This is a genomic window from Kurthia senegalensis (assembly GCF_000285595.1).
Classification (GTDB): Bacteria; Bacillota; Bacilli; order Bacillales_A; family Planococcaceae; genus Kurthia; species Kurthia senegalensis.
Map to the genome: position 1 here is coordinate 38619 of NZ_HE611070.1, position 17158 is coordinate 55776.

General features: G+C 39.1%; 19 protein-coding genes and 2 other annotated features (1 of these 21 running past the window's edge). All 19 genes read right to left on the reverse strand.

Annotated features, from left to right (window positions below; translation table 11 throughout):
• Positions 1–123 (reverse strand) — a sequence feature (ribosomal protein L10 leader region) (it extends 23 nt beyond the left edge of the window).
• A 47-nt stretch (positions 124–170) separates the two neighbouring features.
• Entirely contained in the window at positions 171–866 is a 696-nt protein-coding gene (gene rplA, locus KSHG_RS13605; RefSeq protein ID WP_010308031.1) for a 50S ribosomal protein L1, read from the reverse strand.
• Positions 867–994: 128 nt separating this feature from the next.
• Positions 995–1420 carry a 50S ribosomal protein L11 gene (gene rplK, locus KSHG_RS13610; RefSeq protein WP_010308035.1) on the reverse strand — a complete coding sequence of 142 codons (426 nt, stop codon included), beginning with the start codon at positions 1418–1420 and terminating at the stop codon, positions 995–997.
• Positions 1421–1592: 172 nt separating this feature from the next.
• Positions 1593–2126 (reverse strand): transcription termination/antitermination protein NusG, encoded by a 534-nt coding sequence (gene nusG, locus KSHG_RS13615; RefSeq protein WP_010308039.1) that lies wholly within the window; start codon positions 2124–2126, stop codon positions 1593–1595.
• A 99-nt stretch (positions 2127–2225) separates the two neighbouring features.
• Positions 2226–2411, reverse strand: coding sequence for a preprotein translocase subunit SecE (gene secE / locus KSHG_RS13620; protein ID WP_010308043.1), 186 nt, complete (start codon positions 2409–2411; stop codon positions 2226–2228).
• Between the two features lie 48 nt (positions 2412–2459).
• Complete coding sequence (rpmG, locus tag KSHG_RS18145) at positions 2460–2606, reverse strand: 50S ribosomal protein L33 (protein ID WP_010308045.1); 147 nt, start codon at positions 2604–2606, stop codon at positions 2460–2462.
• A gap of 73 nt (positions 2607–2679) precedes the next feature.
• On the reverse strand, positions 2680–3312 hold the full coding sequence (gene sigH / locus KSHG_RS13625) for an RNA polymerase sporulation sigma factor SigH (RefSeq protein WP_010308049.1): 633 nt from the start codon (positions 3310–3312) through the stop codon (positions 2680–2682).
• A 36-nt stretch (positions 3313–3348) separates the two neighbouring features.
• Entirely contained in the window at positions 3349–3876 is a 528-nt protein-coding gene (locus KSHG_RS13630) for an NYN domain-containing protein (RefSeq protein WP_010308053.1), read from the reverse strand.
• 13 nt (positions 3877–3889) lie between these two features.
• A complete protein-coding gene (gene rlmB / locus KSHG_RS13635; RefSeq protein ID WP_042232210.1) occupies positions 3890–4615 on the reverse strand; it encodes a 23S rRNA (guanosine(2251)-2'-O)-methyltransferase RlmB in 726 nt (241 codons plus the stop codon).
• 249 nt (positions 4616–4864) lie between these two features.
• A complete protein-coding gene (locus KSHG_RS13640; protein WP_010308060.1) occupies positions 4865–5284 on the reverse strand; it encodes a Mini-ribonuclease 3 in 420 nt (139 codons plus the stop codon).
• Between the two features lie 5 nt (positions 5285–5289).
• Positions 5290–6690 (reverse strand): cysteine--tRNA ligase, encoded by a 1401-nt coding sequence (cysS, locus tag KSHG_RS13645; protein WP_010308063.1) that lies wholly within the window; start codon positions 6688–6690, stop codon positions 5290–5292.
• 146 nt (positions 6691–6836) lie between these two features.
• Positions 6837–7054, reverse strand: a binding site (T-box leader).
• Positions 7055–7186: 132 nt separating this feature from the next.
• Positions 7187–8647, reverse strand: coding sequence for a glutamate--tRNA ligase (gene gltX, locus KSHG_RS13655; RefSeq protein WP_010308066.1), 1461 nt, complete (start codon positions 8645–8647; stop codon positions 7187–7189).
• 80 nt (positions 8648–8727) lie between these two features.
• Complete coding sequence (ispF, locus tag KSHG_RS13660; protein ID WP_010308070.1) at positions 8728–9204, reverse strand: 2-C-methyl-D-erythritol 2,4-cyclodiphosphate synthase; 477 nt, start codon at positions 9202–9204, stop codon at positions 8728–8730.
• A gap of 5 nt (positions 9205–9209) precedes the next feature.
• Positions 9210–9896: a 2-C-methyl-D-erythritol 4-phosphate cytidylyltransferase gene (ispD, locus tag KSHG_RS13665; protein WP_010308074.1), complete on the reverse strand. Its 687-nt coding sequence runs from the start codon at positions 9894–9896 to the stop codon at positions 9210–9212.
• Between the two features lie 42 nt (positions 9897–9938).
• Positions 9939–11021 carry a PIN/TRAM domain-containing protein gene (locus KSHG_RS13670; protein WP_010308078.1) on the reverse strand — a complete coding sequence of 361 codons (1083 nt, stop codon included), beginning with the start codon at positions 11019–11021 and terminating at the stop codon, positions 9939–9941.
• Between the two features lie 70 nt (positions 11022–11091).
• Positions 11092–12468 (reverse strand): DNA repair protein RadA, encoded by a 1377-nt coding sequence (gene radA / locus KSHG_RS13675; RefSeq protein WP_010308084.1) that lies wholly within the window; start codon positions 12466–12468, stop codon positions 11092–11094.
• Between the two features lie 93 nt (positions 12469–12561).
• The gene (locus KSHG_RS13680; protein ID WP_010308086.1) at positions 12562–15015 is read right to left on the reverse strand and encodes an ATP-dependent Clp protease ATP-binding subunit; all 2454 of its coding nucleotides are present in this window, start codon (positions 15013–15015) and stop codon (positions 12562–12564) included.
• Entirely contained in the window at positions 15005–16099 is a 1095-nt protein-coding gene (locus KSHG_RS13685) for a protein arginine kinase (protein WP_010308088.1), read from the reverse strand. Before KSHG_RS13685 ends, KSHG_RS13680 begins: the two co-directional genes overlap by 11 nt.
• Positions 16089–16628: a UvrB/UvrC motif-containing protein gene (locus KSHG_RS13690; RefSeq protein ID WP_010308092.1), complete on the reverse strand. Its 540-nt coding sequence runs from the start codon at positions 16626–16628 to the stop codon at positions 16089–16091. Before KSHG_RS13690 ends, KSHG_RS13685 begins: the two co-directional genes overlap by 11 nt.
• A 12-nt stretch (positions 16629–16640) precedes the next feature.
• Positions 16641–17114 carry a CtsR family transcriptional regulator gene (locus KSHG_RS13695; RefSeq protein WP_010308094.1) on the reverse strand — a complete coding sequence of 158 codons (474 nt, stop codon included), beginning with the start codon at positions 17112–17114 and terminating at the stop codon, positions 16641–16643.
• Between the last annotated feature and the right edge of the window lie 44 nt (positions 17115–17158).

The following is a 17158-nucleotide window of genomic DNA, read 5'->3' on the forward strand; positions in this document are numbered from 1 at the left end:
TCATTTGACTGACAAGGAGCAGAAATTCATCATCTAAATAGAGAATGATTCCTTTGCCCTCGGCAGGATGATTAAGCGATACTAAGCCGCCCCTACTATCTTTGGTACAAATGGATAATTCACAACAAAACTCATCTTATCAGATGAGTTTTTGTTTGTCAAACATTAAATTATTTTACAAGAGCTAAAGGATCAAGTTTGATTGATGGTCCCATAGTTGTTGTAACGTGTACTGATTTAAGGTAAACACCTTTAGCAGTAGCAGGTTTAGCTTTAACGATAACATCAACTAAAGTTTGGATGTTTTCAGCTAATTTATCAGCTTCGAATGAAACTTTACCTACTGGTGCGTGTACGATACCAGCTTTGTCAGCACGGTATTCAACTTTACCAGCTTTGATTTCGTTAACTGCTTTAGTTACATCGAAAGTAACTGTACCAGTTTTAGGGTTTGGCATTAAACCTTTAGGTCCTAATACGCGACCAAGTTGACCAACTTGACCCATCATGTCTGGTGTTGCAACGATAACATCGAAATCGAACCAGCCATCTTTAATTTTTTGGATGTATTCTGCATCGCCTACGAAATCAGCGCCAGCAGCTTCAGCTTCTTTCACTTTGTCACCTTTAGCGAATACTAAAACTTTTTGAGTTTTACCAGTACCATTTGGAAGCACGATTGCACCACGGATTTGTTGGTCGTTTTTACGAGTATCGATATTTAAGTTGAAAGCGATTTCTACTGTTGCATCGAAGTTTACTTTGCTAGTTTCTTTTGCTAGTTCAGCAGCTTCTGCTACAGAATAAGTTTTAGTTTTATCTACTAATTTAGCAGCGTCTTGTAATTTTTTACCTTGTTTAGACATTATAAATTTCCTCCTTGATTGTGGTTATAGCGGGAATTCCCTCCCACGAATAAAGGCTGCGTGTTTCAAATATTTCTATCAGAAACGGGCGCAACCTCCAAAAAACAATACTTTATCAAGTAATGGGATTAGTCTTCTACGATAATACCCATGCTACGTGCAGTACCTTCTACCATTAACATAGCAGCTTCTACTGAACCTGCGTTTAAGTCAGGCATTTTAGTTTCAGCGATTTCGCGAACTTGATCGCGTTTCACTGTAGCTACTTTTTTCTTGTTAGGTTCACCAGAACCAGATTTAATACCTGCTGCAACTTTTAATAATACTGCAGCTGGTGGAGTTTTTGTAATGAAAGTGAATGAACGATCTTCAAATACAGAAATCTCAACTGGGATGATTAAACCTGCTTGGTCTTGTGTACGAGCATTGAATTCTTTACAGAATCCCATGATGTTAACACCTGCTTGACCTAAAGCAGGACCAACTGGTGGTGCTGGATTTGCTTTACCAGCGCCAATTTGAAGTTTTACAACTTTTACAACTTTTTTAGCCACGAGACACACCTCCTTAAGTCCGTGATGTGGTCAAAGGGTTACCCCTCCCACTCAATATCTGTCTGTCGGCTTATTTCCGATAACATTAAAAATTACTATAGTCGACTATCTGATAGTCTGACCTAAAAAATAATAACACTTTTAATAATTCAAGGCAAGTACATTAAATTAATTAAACTTTTAATACTTGTTCAAAGTTCATTTCCATTGTAGTCTCGCGACCGAACATATCAACTGTAACTTTAATTTTTCCTTCTTCTGCAAGAATTTCGTCAACAGTACCTTGGAAGTGCGCAAAAGGCCCTTCTAATACTTCAACTAAATCGCCAACAGCGAAGTCAAGATCAACACCTTGATTGTTTTCAGCCATTTTATTTAAAATGTGTTCTACTTCTTCCGGAAGTAAAGGAGTTGGTTTTACCCCACCACCTGAAGAACCGATGAAACCAGTTACTCCTGGTGTATTACGAACAACATACCAAGCGTCATCTGTCATGATTAATTCAACTAAAACATAACCTGGGAATGTTTTACGCATATATACTTTTTTACGACCATCTTTTACTTCTGTTTCTTGTTCTTCCGGAACGATTACACGGAAAATTTTATCTTGCATACCCATTGTTTCAATACGTTTTTCAAGATTTAATTTAACTTTGTTTTCATAACCAGAGTAAGTATGAACGACATACCAATTTTTTTCCATAGTAGTTAGGACGTTAAAGTCCGTTCCCTCCTTTTTTAAAGGCAAATGAAAAAACCCGTGTTGCTACGGGCCCTTTCAGAAATATTAACATTTTTTCGCTTATAAATCCAAGTACATGCGGAATAATTTTGATATTCCTAAATCCACTAGCATAAAGAACACTGCCATAAAGAGTAATGTAGAAAGTACAACTAGTGTGTATTTGCTAAGCTCTTTACGTTTAGGCCAGCTAGTTTTTCGCATTTCAGAAAGAACATTTCTGAAGAATGTTTTAAGCTTTCCCATCTAACCTAACCTCCGAATAAAATAAAAATCTTATATGATTAACGAAATTTATCTTGTCTGTTTGTGTAATGTATGTTCATTACAGTTAGAACAATATTTCTTTAATTCCATTCTTTTTGAGCTATCCTTTGGGGCGGGTAAATTATAATTACGTGCACCGCATTTTTCGCAGCATAGCACAACTTTATTTGACATAATAACATATCACCTTTCAGGCATTTGTCCTTATACAGCCTAACATCTAATACCATAAGATGTCAATAAATGCTTAAGCCTGTTTAGAGGACTTTTGTAGCCCGGATTTTTTCTTTGCTCGTTGCAAAGCATTGTCTACAGTTTTTACTTCACAGTTCAAAATTTGACCAATTTCTTGATAAGTACAACCTTCTGCATACAACGCTAAAACTTTTTGCTCGAGTCTGCTCAATTTTTTATTTATTTCATTTTGAACGTCTGCTAAACGTTCACGATTAATTAAAAATGTAGCAGGATCTCCGTCTTCTCCATATTCTAAAATATCAAGTAACGTACTCGCTTGTTCGTCATCACCAATCGGTTTATCGAGTGAAACATATGAATTAAGCGGAATGTGTTTTTGACGTGTCGCTGTTTTGATTGCCGTAATAATTTGACGCATAATACATACTTCAGCGAATACTTTGAAAGAAGCTTGCTCAGAATTGAAGTCTCGCGTTGCCTTAAACAACCCAATCATCCCTTCTTGAATAATATCTTCTTTATCTGCGCCAATTAAAAAATAAGACTTCACTTTCATGCGAACTAACGGTTTGTATTTCGTAATTAAAAATTCTAACGCTTCATCATTACCGTGTCGAGATGCTAGAACGAGCTGCTCGTCGGTCATGTCTTTCAAGTTTAGATGTTGTAATTCATTTATCACAAAATCACCTCAAATACGTTTTTTCGTAGAATCGTCTTACTCCAAGCCTCTTCGAATTCGTTCCAATTTGCTAGCGATTTCTGGTTCCACTTGCAAACGATTCGAAAATTTTCGATGCTTAGTATAATCAGTTTGAACTGTTTTTGAAATATGAGATAAAGCTTCTTTCACAGCTGTTTCAAGTTCGCGTGCGGGCATGCGAAGTGCACCATTTCCGAAAATGATATTTTGTTCTGCCATGTCTGATGTTGCAACCGTAATATGCGTGCGTCGACCGTACTTTTCTAACAAGTCCATCGTCAACGCTTCAATACAATCATCGGCTGTTTCTTTAATCTTTGTATAAATAATTTCAATATCATGTTGTTTTTCTTTCGTGGCAATACCTGGGACTTGATACGCATCGAATACGACAGTAATAGTATATTGCGAATACGCTTGATATTCAGCTAACAACTCAATTAGACGATTACGTGCTTCGAGTAATTGATAGTCTTTTAACTGCTTCAATTCTTCCCAGTCACCTATCATGTTGTACCCGTCGACGATTAACAATTCCTTCATAGGCAAACCTCTCTTACAATTCGTGACGTTTACGATATACTTCGTACATTAATAGAGAAGCTGCAACTGAAGCATTCAGTGATGTTACGTGACCTACCATTGGTAAGTTGTATAAGAAATCACATTTCTCTTTTAATAAACGACCCATACCGCGACCTTCACTGCCGATAATAACAGCTAAAGGTAATGTAGCGTCCATACGACGATAATCTTGTGACCCTTTGGCATCTGTTCCTGCAATCCAAACACCACGTTCTTTTAGTTCATCTACTGTTTGAGATAAATTATTTACACGAACAGTTGGGATGTATTCAATCGCACCAGTAGATGCTTTTGCAACGACTGCTGTTAACGATACAGAACGACGGCGAGGAATAATAATACCGTGCGCTCCAACTGCATCTGCAGTACGCATAATAGAACCTAAGTTATGAGGATCTTCTAGTTCATCTAAAATCATAATGAACGGATCTTCTCCACGTTCTTCTGCTAATTTGAAAACGTCATCTAATTCAGCATAATTGTATGCAGCAACAGAAGCTACGACACCTTGGTGGTTTTCAGATGATAAGTTATCAATTTTTTGTTTCGGTACGAATTGAACGACGATTTGGCGTTCTTTCGCCATGTCTAACAATTCTTTAATACCGTTTTTCTTCACGCCTTCTGCGATCCAAATTTTATTAATGTCACGTGTAGAACGAAGTGCTTCAAGTACTGGATTTTTCCCTGCAATCATTTCTTTCGAATGATCGATTTCTTCTTCACCTACTGTTACATCGTTCGCTACAGTTTCTTGGCGTTCTTTACGTTGTGGACGTTCTTGATCCCATTTGCGACCTTCTGGTTTACGATTGCCATCAAATTTACGACCTTCTTGGTTACGTCCACCTTCAGAACTTTGTTCGTTCCACTTGCGGCTACCTTCTGGTTTACGAGCAGGTTTTTTGCGACCTGCATCTTGGCTATTACTACGACCATATTTCATTTATTTAGACACCTCTCTATTCTCTTCAACAGCTTTAATCGCATATTGAATAATACCGTCTGCACGTTCTTTTTGACCTGTTAAATGTAAAAAGCCTAAGACCGCTTCAAAAGCAGAACTGTAATTGTATGTTTGTACGTCTGTGTTTTTCGGTACAGAACCCGATTTTGCATTACGCCCACGACGTAGTACAGCTAATTCTTCTTCTGTGAAGTATTGTTCGTCCATCATTTTATGCACGACCATTGCTTGTGCTTTTGCCGATACGTAATGTGTTGCTTCATGGTGTAATACTTTTGGTTTCACACGACCTGCGCGCAATAAATGCTCGCGAATCGCAATTTCCAAAACAGCATCTCCCATATAAGCTAAAGCTAATGCGTTCAGTTGTTTAACATCTATATTTCGAAGTTCTCCCACTTCTCTTAACCTCGTTTCCATCTAACGCCTTGACGCGTATCCTCTAAAATAATATTCATATCTTTTAGTTGATCACGAATTTCATCTGAGCGTTTAAAGTTACGGTCTTTACGAGCTTGTTGGCGTTCCTCGATTAATGCATCGATTTCTTCGTCTAGCAATTCTTCTTTTACGTTTAATACTAAACCTAATACACTAGATAATTCATCAAGCGCTTCGATTAAGCTACGTAATGTTGCCGCATTTGTATTTTCTTCGTTCAAATATTTATTAGCAATTGTTGATAAACCGAACAATGCTGCAATCGCATTTGAAGTATTAAAATCATCATCCATTGCTGCGATAAAATTTTCACGTTCTTCTGCTACTGCCGCAAAAATAGCATCTTCTTTCCCTGCTAAATCTGCTGTATTTTCTAAACGGTGAACAAGGTTTTTGCGAGACGTACGTAGACGTTCTAAACCATTTTCTGCCGCTTCTACTAAATCTTGCGCAAAGTTAATTGGGTGACGATAGTGAACAGATAGCATGAAGAAACGTAATACTTGTGGATCGATTTGTTGAATAATATCATGCACTAAAATGAAGTTACCAAGTGATTTTGACATTTTTTCGTTATCGATATTAATATAGCCGTTATGCATCCAATAGTTCGAGAATTTCTTCTCTGTATAAGCTTCTGATTGAGCAATTTCATTTTCATGGTGAGGGAATGTTAAATCTTGTCCACCAGCATGAATATCAATTGTATCACCAAAATGTTCGTGAACCATAACAGAACATTCAATGTGCCAACCCGGGCGGCCTTTACCCCATGGACTTTCCCAAAAAATTTCACCTGGTTTCGCAGCTTTCCAAAGAGCGAAATCAAGTGCATCATCTTTTTTGTCGCCCGCTTCAATACGCGCACCGACTTTTAAATCATCTACTGATTGATGAGATAGCTTACCGTATCCTTGGAATTTACGAGTACGGTAATACACATCTCCTTGTGATTCATAAGCGTAGCCTTTTTCTACAAGTACAGCGATAAAGTTAATGATTGCATCCATATGTTCTGTTACACGTGGATGAGAATCTGCTTTTTGGCAACCTAATGCTGTAATGTCTTCAAAATAAGCGTTAATAAAGCGTTCTGTTAATTCAGGTACTTCTTCGCCTAATTCATTTGCTGCTTTAATGATTTTGTCATCAACGTCCGTGAAGTTTGAAACGTAATCTACTTTAAATCCACGGTATGTTAAATAACGGCGTACTGTATCGTAAACGATTACAGGACGTGCATTCCCGATGTGAATGTAATTATAAACAGTCGGTCCACATACGTACATGCGCACTTTGCCTTCTTCGATCGGTACGAAGTTTTCTTTTTCTCGTGTAAGTGAGTTAAAAATTTGAATAGCCATAAATTTATTCTCTCCTTATAATCAAGCTTATTTGCTAAAAATTTAAATTGTATATGCTTTTATTTTATACGAAATGACTTCGCAGTTGCTAGTAACTCTCTTACCCTTTAATAGCCATAAAAAAAGACATCTCTATCTAACGTGTAGACAGAGACGCCTTTCGCGCGGTTCCACTCTGCTTGAAATGTAATCGATACATTCCCGCTTAAACGTCCGATAACGTGGACGAAACCGATTGGCCTACTGTCTTTCAGCTCAATACTCTGAGGTGCATTTCCGGACTCCATCACTCAAATCACTTTCAGCCGTGGTGATTCTCTCTCGTGAGCTGGTCATCCGTACTTCTCCTCTTCATCGTTTTAAAATAATAAAATCAGTATACTAGTTATACGCTATTTTACAATGAAACACATCTTTTGCATACTACATTGTCACGCATAACAAAAAGCTGCACCTTTTGCATGAAGCAAAGAAGTACAGCTTTTTTTCATTTCAATTATTTATTGAAACTTTCTAGGCGTTTGATTACTGTTTCTTTACCTAAAATTTCTAAAGCGTCTGCAAGTTCAGGACCGTGCATTTCGAAAGTTGTCGCTACGCGGATTGGCATAAATAAGTTTTTACCTTTATGACCTGTTTCTTTTTGAACTGCTTTGATTGCTTTTTTGATTGCTGGAGCTTCATACTCTTCTAATTCTTCAAGGTTTTTCTTGAATGTAGCAAGTACTTCAGGAACTTGTTCGCCAGCTAATACTTCTTTTTCTTCATCTGTTAATTCTAAAGAATCTGTGAAGAACATCTCAGAAAGCTCAACAATTTCAGCACCGAAGCTCATTTGTTCGTGATAAAGACCGATTAATTTACCAGCCCATTCTGCTTCTTCTGCAGTTGGATTTTCAGCAATGCGACCAGCTTTTTGTAAGAATGGAAGACATAGCGCTACAACTTCTTCATGAGTTAATTTCTTCATGTATTGGTTGTTCATCCATTTTAATTTTTGTGTATCATACATAGATGGTGATTTAGAAAGACGTTTTTCATCGAATTGTTCGATTAACTCTTCCATAGAGAATACTTCATTTTCACCTTCTGGAGACCAACCTAATAATGCAAGGAAGTTAATCATTGCAGCTGGTAAGTAACCAAGTTCTTTGTATTGAGAGATGAATTGGATAATTGATTCATCACGTTTTGAAAGTTTTTTATGGTTTTCATTAACGATTAAAGTCATGTGACCGAATTGAGGAGCTTCCCAACCGAATGCACGGTAAACCATTAATTGTTTAGGTGTATTTGATAAATGTTCTTCACCACGGAAAACGTGTGTCATCTTCATGAAGTGGTCATCTAATACGACTGCATAGTTGTAAGTTGGGATACCGTTTGCTTTCACGATTACCCAGTCACCGATATCTTTCGATTCGAATGTTACTTCGCCACGAATTAAGTCAGTGAATTTGTACGTTTCGTTTTCTGGTACTTTGAAACGAATTGTGTAAGGTGCGCCGGATGCTTCTTTTTCTGCCACTTCTTCTGCAGATAAGTTACGACAGTGGCCGTTATACATTGGAGCAGCAACACCGTTTGCACGTTGCGCTTCACGTTCTGCTTCTAAATCTTCTGATGAACAGAAACATTTGTATGCCATGCCCATTTCGATTAATTTTTCAGCGTGTTCTTTGTAAATATCTAAACGTTCCATTTGACGGTAAGGCGCGTATGGACCACCGATTATTGGAGATTCTACAGGTTCAATCCCTAACCAAGCTAGGTTATGAAGTTGTGATTCTTCTCCGCCCTCGATATTACGAGCTACATCTGTATCTTCAATACGGAATACGAAGTCTCCGTCATAGTGTTTTGCATATAAGTAATTGAATAGTGCTGTGCGTGCGCCACCGATGTGTAAATGTCCTGTTGGACTTGGTGCATAACGAACACGAACTTTGTTAGTCATGATTAAAATCCTCCTATTTTGTCGAGAAAAAAATTCAACTTTTTTCATTTTACCACTCGAGTTGGGAAATTTAAAGGAAGTTAGCCTTTAATTAATAGAATTGTTGCCATCGCTGCAATCCCCTCTTTACGACCGACGAACCCTAATTTTTCAGTTGTCGTTGCTTTCACGTTCACCTGATCTACGTCTGCATGAAGCAACTGTGCGATACGCGCACGCATTTGATCAACGTAAGGTGCCATCTTAGGTGCTTGTGCCATAATCGTACAATCGACATTCCCTAATTTGTACCCTTTTGCTTCGACTTTCTCCCAAATGTACGCAAGTAATTTAGCAGAGTCTGCTCCTTCCCATTCAGGGTCTGTGTCTGGGAAATGATGACCGATATCGCCTTCACCAATTGCACCTAATGCTGCATCTGTCACTGTGTGTAATAAAACGTCTGCATCTGAATGACCGAGTAATCCTTTGTCACTCGGCACTTCAATACCGCCGATAATTAATGGGCGTCCTTCTGCAAATTCATGTACATCAAAACCTTGTCCTACGCGAAACATATAATTTATCCTCCAATACGTTGGTTTAAGATAGCTTCACCGAAAACCAAATCTTCTTTTGTTGTTATTTTAACATTTTCATAGCTACTCTCAACAATATGAACAGATTGTCCTTGGCGTTCGACGAGCATCGATTCATCTGTACCTAAAAAGTCGTCACGCTCCGCAGCATCTTCCGCTTCTTTCAACCAATCAAATCGGAAAGCTTGCGGCGTTTGAATCATCCAAAGCGTTGAGCGATCGACCGTTTCTTGAATAACTCCTGCTTCTACACGCTTCATCGTATCTTTCGCACGAACGCCTGCTACAGCCGCACCTTTTTCGAGTGCTGCTTCCGCTAATTCATGAATAATCGATTGTGTAATAAATGGACGTGCCGCATCGTGAACGAGAACGATTTCACCTTGTCCAATTTCTTTCATACAAGATTGCACGCTATGTTGGCGTTCATCTCCACCAGTTGGCATCGCCTTTACTTTCGTAATACCGTGCGTTTGTAGTAGCGCTTCAATTACTTCACGCTCTGTATCTTTCACAGCTAAGTAAATCCCTCTACACCATGAATCTTCTTCAAATACTTGTAGCGTATGAATTAAAATTGTTTTTTCTTTCAATTGTAAAAACAATTTATTTTTTCCTGCACCCATTCGTTTGCCACTTCCGGCTGCCGGTAAAATTACATCGTATTGCATGTAGTAAACTCCTCTACAAAAAAAGAACTAGAAGACAAGCTTCTAGCCGTTTTCTTTTTCTTTTTTCTTTTTAGCAAAAATCATTCGTCCAGCAGATGTTTGAAGTACGCTCGTTACGACAACAGTAATCGCATCCCCGATATACGTCTTACCATCTTCCACGACGATCATCGTTCCGTCATCCAAGTAAGCAACACCTTGATTGTGTTCCTTCCCTTCTTTAATGACAACGACGTGCATTTCTTCGCCGGGAATAACGACCGGTTTCACAGCATTCGCTAAATCATTAATATTTAATACTTTCACTTTGTGCAACTCGCACACTTTATTTAAATTAAAATCATTCGTTACAACTTGACCATCCATCTTTTTAGCGAGACGAACAAGTTTCAAATCGACTTCTGGTACATCTTCAAAATCAACTTCTGTGAGTAGAACTTGTGAGGCATATTCTTTTTGCAATGTTTTCAAAATATCTAACCCTCGGCGTCCCTTCGTTCTTTTTAGTGTATCAGAAGAATCGGCGATATGTTGCAACTCCGTCAATACGAACTGAGGGATTACAAGTGTTCCTTCCACAAAACCAGTACGGCAAATATCTGCAATACGTCCATCAATAATCACGCTCGTATCGAGTAATTTATACGTACCAAGGGTACTTTCTTTTACATCTTGTTGTTTCTTTTTAGCAGCTCGTGATGAAAAGACAGACATTAATTCTTCTCTTCGTTTAAATCCTACTTGGAAACCTAAGTACCCTAATATGATTGACACTAAGATTGGAATAACTGTTAAAAACACCGGAATACGAATGCTTGATAATGCAACGCTCACTAAGTAAGCGAGTAACAGTCCGATAATTAAACCGAGCGTTCCGAACAGTACATCACCACTCGGCACTTTCAATAAACGTTCTTCCATCCATTTCAAAAGTTTTACAAAGTAATCAGCAACAAAGAGGGATACTACGAACAAAACGATTGCTCCTAATAAAACAGAAACGTACGGGTTGTTAATCCACGGATTATCAGATAAATGAATAAGTGAAAATAAAGGCGGTAACAAGACAAGTCCGAGTGTTCCCCCAATTAACAAGAACATAATTTGGATCATTCTTTTCAACATTTTAATGCACCTCCTCTTACTACCTCATTATACATACATTGCCTTTTTTTCGCTTTCTCTAACCTTGTTCTTACAATTCTTTGAACGCTTGTTTCAATGCTTGGTTGACCGTCTCAATACCGATAACTTCAATTCCTTCTGGAAAATCCCATCCACCGATATTTGATTTCGGAATGAAAATACGTTTAAACCCTAATTTCGATGCTTCGTTTACACGTTGTTCAATTCGCGTCACACGACGTACTTCTCCTGTCAGTCCAACTTCTCCAGCAAAACAATCAGTCGGATTCGCTGATAAATCTTTAAAGCTTGAAACGATACAAACGAGTACTGCCAAATCAATCGCAGGCTCATCTAATTTTACACCACCAGCGACTTTAATATACGCATCTTGAGACTGCAACATGAAGCCCATTCGTTTCTCAAGTACCGCCATTAAAAGTGATACACGGTTTTGGTCAAGTCCTGTTGCCATACGTTTCGGATAGTTAAAACTCGATGGTGAAACGAGCGCTTGAATTTCAACTAAAATCGGTCTCGTCCCTTCCATTGACGCAACGATTGTCGAACCCGGTGCTCCTTGAGATCGTTCTTCTAGAAACATTTCAGATGGATTTAACACTTCTTTTAATCCCCCATGAACCATTTCGAAAATAGCAATTTCGTTCGTTGAACCGAAGCGGTTTTTTTGACTACGTAAAATACGGTGATTGTGGTGGCGTTCGCCTTCAAAATAAAGCACCGTATCTACCATATGTTCTAAAATTCGTGGACCGGCAATTTGACCTTCTTTCGTCACGTGACCGACTAAGAAAATAGCAATGTTTTTCGTTTTGGCGATACGCATCAACTCACCCGTACATTCTCGTACTTGTGTCACACTACCCGGTGCAGACGTCACTTCCGGATGATGCACGGTTTGGATAGAGTCAATAATGACGAATTTCGGTGACGTTTGTTCGATTGTTTCACTAATCATTTCTAAATTTGTTTCTGCATAAATGTACAACTCTTCTGACTTAACGCCGAGTCGTTCAGCACGCAATTTCGTTTGGCGAATCGATTCTTCCCCAGATACGTACAGTACGCGCTGTCCTTTATTCGATAGTAGCGCAGACACTTGTAGTAGCAATGTTGACTTCCCAATCCCCGGGTCTCCACCGATTAAAATAAGTGAACCCGGAACGATTCCTCCACCGAGTACGCGGTTGAATTCAACTAACTCTGTCGGAACACGATGTTCTTCCTGCGTTTCAATTGAAATAATTGGTGTCGCTTTTGCCGCTACACTTTCTGAATGTTTAAAAGCGCCACGTGGTCCTTTTGATACAATTTCTATCGCTTCCACCATCGTATTCCATTGTCCACAACCCGGACAACGCCCCATCCATTTAGCTGTTTCATATCCACATTCATTACATACAAATTTTGATTTCTTCTTAGCCATAAAATCCTCCTCAAGCCGTTCTGTTGTTACTTCGATTATATACAAAAAAGAACGCCTAGCGTTAAGCAAGACGTTCCATTTTTATTAAATCGTTTATTTTTCTGTAGTTGCCGGTTGTTTCGTTGAAACGATGAACTTCCCATCTGCATCAACATCGAAAACGACCACATTTCCTGTTAAAACTTCACCTTTCAGAATTTCTTCTGATAAACGGTCTTCTACATGTTTTTGTAATGCTCGACGAATTGGGCGAGCCCCGTATTCTGGGTCGTATCCTTCTTCTGCGATTTTATCGAGTGCTGCTGGTGTTAATTCAAGTTCAATTTTTTGTTCAGCTAAACGTTTCGTTAATTGCTCTGACATTTTGCTAACAATTTCTACAAGTTCTTCTTTTTTCAGTGATTGGAAGACGATTGTTTCATCTATACGGTTTAAGAACTCTGGACGGAATGCTTTTTTCAATTCTTCTAACATTACATCTTTTGATGTTTCTGCCGCTTTTGCCGTTTCTTGTGCACCGAAACCAACCGACTTACGGTATTTCAATGCTTCCGCACCGATGTTCGATGTCATAATGACAACCGTATTACGGAAATCAACAACGCGTCCTTTAGAATCCGTTAAACGACCATCATCTAATACTTGTAATAAAATATTGAACACGTCTGGATGTGCTTTTTCAATTTCATCTAATAATACGACAGAGTATGGTTTACGACGAACTTTTTCAGTTAATTGACCACCCTCATCATAACCGACATAACCTGGAGGTGAGCCTACTAAACGAGAAGTCGAATGTTTTTCCATGTATTCAGACATGTCGATTCGAATCATTGCATCTTCATCACCGAACATCACTTCTGCTAACGCACGACCTAGTTCTGTTTTACCGACACCTGTTGGTCCTAAGAAAATAAATGAACCAATCGGACGTTTCGGATCTTTTAAGCCCGCACGTGCACGGCGAATTGCACGAGAAATTGCTTCTACTGCTGCACCTTGCCCTACGACACGTTTGTGTAACTCTTCTTCTAAGTTCAGTAACTTTTCAGATTCTTCCTGTGCAATTTTCGCTACCGGAATACCTGTCCACATTGCCACTACTTCTGCAATATCATTCACTGTCACTTTTGATTCAGCACGACCTTGTTTTTCTTTCCATTCTTTTTTCGTTGCGTCTAATTCATCTTTTAATTTTTGTTCTGTATCACGCAAGCCTGCCGCTTTTTCAAATTCTTGACCTTGAACAGCTGAGTTTTTCTCTGCTTTAATTTGCTCTAATTTTTGTTCAAGTTCTTTTAAATTTGGTGGCGTCGTATATGAACGTAAGCGTACTTTCGAACCGGCTTCATCCATTAAATCAATCGCTTTATCTGGTAAGAAACGGTCTGAAATGTAGCGGTTACTTAATGTGACAGCTGCTTCTACCGCTTCATCTGTAATTTTTACACGGTGATGCGCTTCATAACGATCACGTAAGCCTCGAATAATTTGAATTGCTTCTTCCGGTGATGGTTCGTCTACTTGAATAGGTTGGAAACGACGTTCTAAAGCAGCATCTTTTTCGATATATTTACGGTACTCATCTAACGTTGTCGCACCGATACATTGTAGTTCTCCACGTGCTAATGACGGTTTTAAAATATTCGACGCATCAATCGCACCTTCCGCACCACCTGCACCGATTAATGTATGCAATTCATCGATGAATAAAATAACGTTACCCGCTTGGCGAATTTCATCCATTACTTTTTTCAGACGATCTTCAAACTCACCACGGTATTTCGTTCCCGCAACGACCGTCCCCATATCAAGTGTCATAACGCGTTTCCCACGTAATGTTTCAGGCACTTCATTATGAATGATTTGTTGTGCTAAACCTTCTGCAATCGCCGTTTTACCAACACCTGGTTCCCCGATTAAAACAGGATTATTTTTCGTACGACGAGATAATACTTCAATCACGCGTGTAATTTCTTTACTACGACCGATAACAGGGTCAAGTGAACCTTCGCGTGCAATTTGTGTTAAATCGCGTGCCAAGCTATCAAGCGTTGGTGTGCTTGCTGTTTGAGTAGCGTTTGCACCACCCGTTCCTGCATTCGTATCATGGCTACCTAAAAGTTGTAGCACTTGTTGTCTTGCTTTACTTAAGCTAACGCCCTCGTTATTTAATACACGAGCTGCCACGCCTTCACCTTCACGGATTAGCGCAAGCAATATATGTTCTGTACCAATGTACGTATGTCCTAATTTACGAGATTCATCTACTGATAGTTCAATGACTTTTTTAGCGCGAGGTGTGTAGTGAACGACCGGGCCTGAATCTTTCGTACCCACGCCTACTAATTTCTCGATGCCTTCTTCAATCATTTCAGGCGTCACTTCGATTGCTTCTAGTGCTTTCGCTGCGATTCCTGTGCCTTCGCGAATAAGCCCTAGCAAAATATGTTCTGTACCAATCGCTTCGTGTTTCATGCGAATGGCTTCTTCTTGTGCTAATTGTAAAACTTTTTGAGCTCGTTGCGTAAAGTGGTTAAACATCATATGAATCGTCTCCTTTTTCATGTAAATGATTATCTGTTAATAAAGTTCTCAACAGCGAGGCACGATGGATATCTCTCTCATTCGGTTTCAACATCGTACCAACATATTGTTGAAGGAACCCCGGTTGTATGATTAACATACATTTGTTTAAAATCGCTGTTGGAATACTATCTATAAGTCCTAAATCTATACCCAATCGTACGTTCGATAAACAATTTGCAGCCTCATCACTCGTGATGAATTGAGCGTATCTCAACGTACCGAGTGCGCGGCTTACACGGTCATGAATGACGACCGACGCATGTTCTAATAAAGCCCGTCTCGATTCTACTTCTCGCTGCACAATTTGTTCGGCAATCGATTGTAAATCCGTTAAGATTTCTTCCTCGCTTTTACCGAGTGTAACTTGATTTGAAATTTGAAAATAGTTCCCTACAGCGCTCGTTCCTTCACCGTAAATACCTCGAACGACCATTCCAAGTCTCGGCATCATGCTGATAATTTGTTCAATTTGTTCCGTCATCATCAGTGCAGGTAAATGCATCATAACCGATGCACGCATTCCAGTTCCTGTATTCGTCGGACAACTCGTCATATATCCAAACTCACTGTCGAATGCATAAGGGACTTCCTCTTCTAAACAACGATCAATCGTATCGGCATTAAAATACGCTTTTTCTAAATTCAATCCCGGTTCCATACATTGAATTCGAATATGATCTTCTTCATTGATCATCACACTGACCGATTCATCTCGGGCAATTAATACCGAACCGGTACGCTCTTTATGCGCTAGCTGTGGGCTAATCAAATGCTTTTCGACGAGTACATTTTTTTGTAAAATTGGCATCCTCGACATATCAAAATGTTCAAACGTTTGATCTAACTCATCACTATCTAGTAAGGCACTGGAAATGAGTTGGTCTATTTTAAATGCTTCGTCTTCTGAAAATGCACGTGGAAAGCGAAAATGTTGAATGTTTCGTGCGAGTCGAATTCTCGTACTCATCACGATGTCTCCATATTCCTCGTCCCCTTGCATCCATTTGACGTCTGTTGCATTAAATAAAGACTCATGCTCCATCGATCTCACCCCCTCGAAGTTGTCGCTCTAGCGTTTTAATTTGATCTCGTAAAACAGCCGCTTCTTCAAAATGTTCCTCTTCAACCGCTTTACGCATTTCCGTTCTTGCTTGTTCTATTTGTTGTTTAATTTGATACGTTTCGTTGACTGCACCAGGCACTTTCCCATTATGTTGTACCGCTCCGTTATGAAGCCGTTTCATCACTTGAGGAAGCTGTTCTCTAAAGGCGTCATAGCACGTCGGACAATTGAATTTTCCATCATGCAAAAATTGTTGATAGGTCATCCCACAATCTGGGCAAGCATTTGGTTGTTCTATATCTTGCTGACTTTTCGGTGAATTCGTCGACCACGTCGGAATTCCAAACCAATCTGCAAACATTTGTTGTACAGATACGGGTTCCTCTACCCCTATATTATTTAGTTGTTGGCTACACGTCGAACAATAATGACGGACCACTTTTTGATTGTCTCTTACTTGTGTGACAGTCACCGTTGCAGGACGTTGTTTACAATTTTCACAAATCACGATGAACACCTCTTATCTTCTTGCCATATCAAATTTTAAAGTCGTTAACATGGCTCTAAATATACGTGCACGTATTTCATCTCGAAGCGGTAAATTAAGACTCAACACATTGCGATCTACGGCAGAAAGCATGAGCTTCGCTTCTTTTTTCGTAATCAATTCTTCATCTATCAACCGAAATACAATATCCTCTGTTACTTGTTGAGGTGCTGCATTTCCTAGTTGCCCAATCATCTCATCAATCAAATCTGTAATAGAAGTTAGCTCTATGCGAACAATACGAATATAACCGCCACCACCACGTTTACTTTCTACTTGATACCCTCGTTCTTCTGTAAAACGTGTATTAATAACATAATTGATTTGAGAAGGTACACATTGAAACATATCTGCAATTTCACTTCGCTTAATTTCAACTAACCCTTTATCATTCAACTCAATCACTTCTTTTAAATAGCCTTCAATAATATCCGAAATATTTTTCATTCGCTGCATTCACCTCGCTTACCATACTGACTTTGACTATCTTT